The 2,695-nt window shown below is 68.1% G+C and carries 2 protein-coding genes; both read left to right on the top strand.

Annotated elements, in window-relative coordinates; all coding sequences use genetic code 11:
• Nucleotides 1-106: 106 nt before the first annotated feature.
• On the top strand, nt 107-490 hold the full coding sequence (locus ACJA3G_RS34705) for a hypothetical protein (RefSeq protein ID WP_406557012.1): 384 nt from the start codon (nt 107-109) through the stop codon (nt 488-490).
• Between the two features lie 456 nt (nt 491-946).
• Entirely contained in the window at nt 947-2,671 is a 1,725-nt protein-coding gene (locus ACJA3G_RS34700) for a cytochrome bc complex cytochrome b subunit (protein ID WP_406557011.1), read from the top strand.
• The last annotated feature ends 24 nt before the right edge of the window (nt 2,672-2,695 follow it).

The raw sequence follows: 2,695 nt of genomic DNA, 5'->3' as shown, positions 1-2,695 counted from the left end.
CCGCAGGCAAGTCTCCCTATAGCCCCATGCGATACACACGGTCCGTGGCCGGTGCCCCCACCCCCGCGCCACGGACCAGTGTCACGACCGGCAAGGAGCAGCAGTGATGACCGTCGTCAGCGTCTTTCTGACTCGTCTCGATGTGAAGGACGCCGTGATCGGCCTGCTGGCGGCGCCCGCCGAGGGGCGGGAGGCGTCCGGCGGGGTCGCTGTGAAGGCCGAGTTCGACGGCACGCCCGTCAGTGCCGCCCTTCAGCGCGTTCATCGCTATGTCGACGAGCAGCTCGCCGACGCCCGTACGTACGGGGTGTGTGAGCAGTCCGTACGGGACGAGTTGWGCGGGCTCCTCGCCGGCGGTGAGGGGGGAGGGGACGCCGAGGTGGCCGATCCGGACGCCGACCGGGACGTGGCCCATCAGATCATCGCCGCGCTCGCCCAGCGATACCCCCTCCCGCCGGACGTACTGGCCGCCCTCCCCGTGGCCGAGTGAGAGTATCCGACCGGCCTGCTGGTTTTGGGTGGGAAGAAAGCCCCTCTATCCAACGATATGGGTCGTTCGGTTGTGTGGTTTTCGTGCCCCACCGCTAGTGAAGTAGACCCTCCGGTTGGTATTCTCAGGTCCGCGTCGCGAGCCGCCGTCGTTACGTCACCCACCCCCCACCCCTCACTCCGATCCCGAACACCTCTCAGGGGAGCGACACTTGAACGCCATCGTCATGCCCGCAGCCGACGCCGCCGCAGCCACCCCCGCTGCCGCATCCGCAGCCGAGCCCACCTGGGAGTTCGTCGCGCGCGACCGCCGCCGGGTCGGCTGACCGGCCGTCGACGCCCGGACCGCGTGGTCCGGCTCACTCAACTAGCGTCCGGGTAGGGGCTGTTGGCCCGGGTGCTCGGATGTCTACCCTGTTACAGGCCTTGAGGGATGGAACGCCTGAGGGGGAGACGCATGAGCACCGACATCAGGAGCGGCACGGAGGACACCGAGCGGCCCGCGGAGCCGGCGAAAGGCGAGCGGCTGGCCGACTGGGCGGACGGGCGGCTCGGTATCTACTCCATCGCCCGGACCCAGATGCGCAAGATCTTCCCGGACCACTGGTCCTTCATGTTCGGGGAGATCTGCCTCTACAGCTTTCTCGTCCTCATCCTCACCGGTATCTATCTGACCCTCTTCTTCGAGCCGAGCGGTGTGGAGGTCGTCTACCACGGCTCGTACACCCCGCTCAGCGGCGTCCGGATGACCAGGGCCTACGAGTCCACCATCGACCTCAGCTTCGACGTGCGCGGCGGTCTGCTGATACGTCAGGTCCACCACTGGTCCGCGCTGGTCTTCTGCGCCGGGCTGCTGGTGCACATGATGCGGGTGTTCTTCACCGGCGCCTACCGCAAGCCGCGCGAACTGAACTGGCTGTTCGGCTGGACCATCCTGTTCACGGCCCTCATCACCGGCCTCACCGGCTACTCGCTCCCGGACGACCTGCTCTCCGGCACCGGCATTCGCTTCGCCGACGGCGCGATCCTGTCGATCCCGGTGATCGGTACGTACATCTCCTTCTTCCTCTTCGGCGGCGAGTTCCCCGGGCACGACATCATCCCGCGGCTCTACTCGGCGCATGTGCTGCTGCTGCCGGGGCTCATCCTGGGGCTGGTCGTCACCCATCTGATCCTGGTCTTCTACCACAAGCACACCCAGTTCGCCGGGCCCGGCCGCTCCGAGAAGAACGTGGTGGGCGCGCCCCTGATGCCCGTCTACACCGCCAAGGCCGGCGGGTTCTTCTTCCTGGTCTTCGGACTGCTGACCATCATGGGCGCGGTCGCGACCATCAACCCCGTCTGGGCGATGGGTCCCTACCGGCCGGACCTCGTCTCGACCGGCGCCCAGCCCGACTGGTACCTGGGATTCTCCGAGGGCCTGATCCGGGTGATGCCGGGATGGGAGATCAACGCCTGGGGCCATACGCTCGCCCTCGGCGTCCTCATTCCCTTCACGCTCTTCCCGCTGCTGCTCGCCGCGATCGGCGCGTACCCGTTCATCGAGGCCTGGGTCACCGGCGACAAACGCGAGCACCACATCGCGGACCGGCCGCGCAACCACCCGGTCCGCACCGGCCTCGGCACGGCCTGGCTCGCCATGTACTTCGTCTGCCTCATCGGCGGCGGCAACGACCTGTGGGCCACCCACTTCCATCTCTCCATCAACTCGATCACCTGGTTCGTCCGGGTCGCCTTCTTCGCCGGACCGGTCCTCACCTTCATCGTCACCAAGCGCATCTGCCAGGGACTCCAGCTCCGCGACCGGGAGATGGCGCTGCACGGCCGGGAGAGCGGCGTCATCAAACGGCTGCCGCACGGCGAGTACGTGGAGGTGCACGAGCCGCTCGACCAGGGGCAGCTCTACAAACTCACCCACCACGAGCAGCCCGCGCCCTACGAACTGGGCCCGGAGGTCGACGGGAACGGCGTCCGCCGCAAGGTCACCCGCTCCCAGCGGCTGCGCGCCAAGCTCGCCAAGGCCCTGTACGGACCGGGCTCGCACATCCCCAAGGCCACCGTCGAGGAGTACCGGCAGATCCAGAACTCCGGCCACGGCCACGGGCAGCTCCCCGGTCACCCTCAGCTCCCCGGCCAGCAGGAGCAGGAGCAGGGGCAGCAGCAGGAGCAGCAGCCGCGCTGAGTCACCTCCCGCCTCCCCGGCCTC

The organism is Streptomyces sp. YS-3 (genome assembly GCF_045257485.1).
GTDB lineage: Bacteria > Actinomycetota > Actinomycetes > Streptomycetales > Streptomycetaceae > Streptomyces.
The sequence above is the reverse complement of the archived record's forward strand: the minus strand, read 5'-3'. Positions and strand labels throughout refer to the sequence as shown.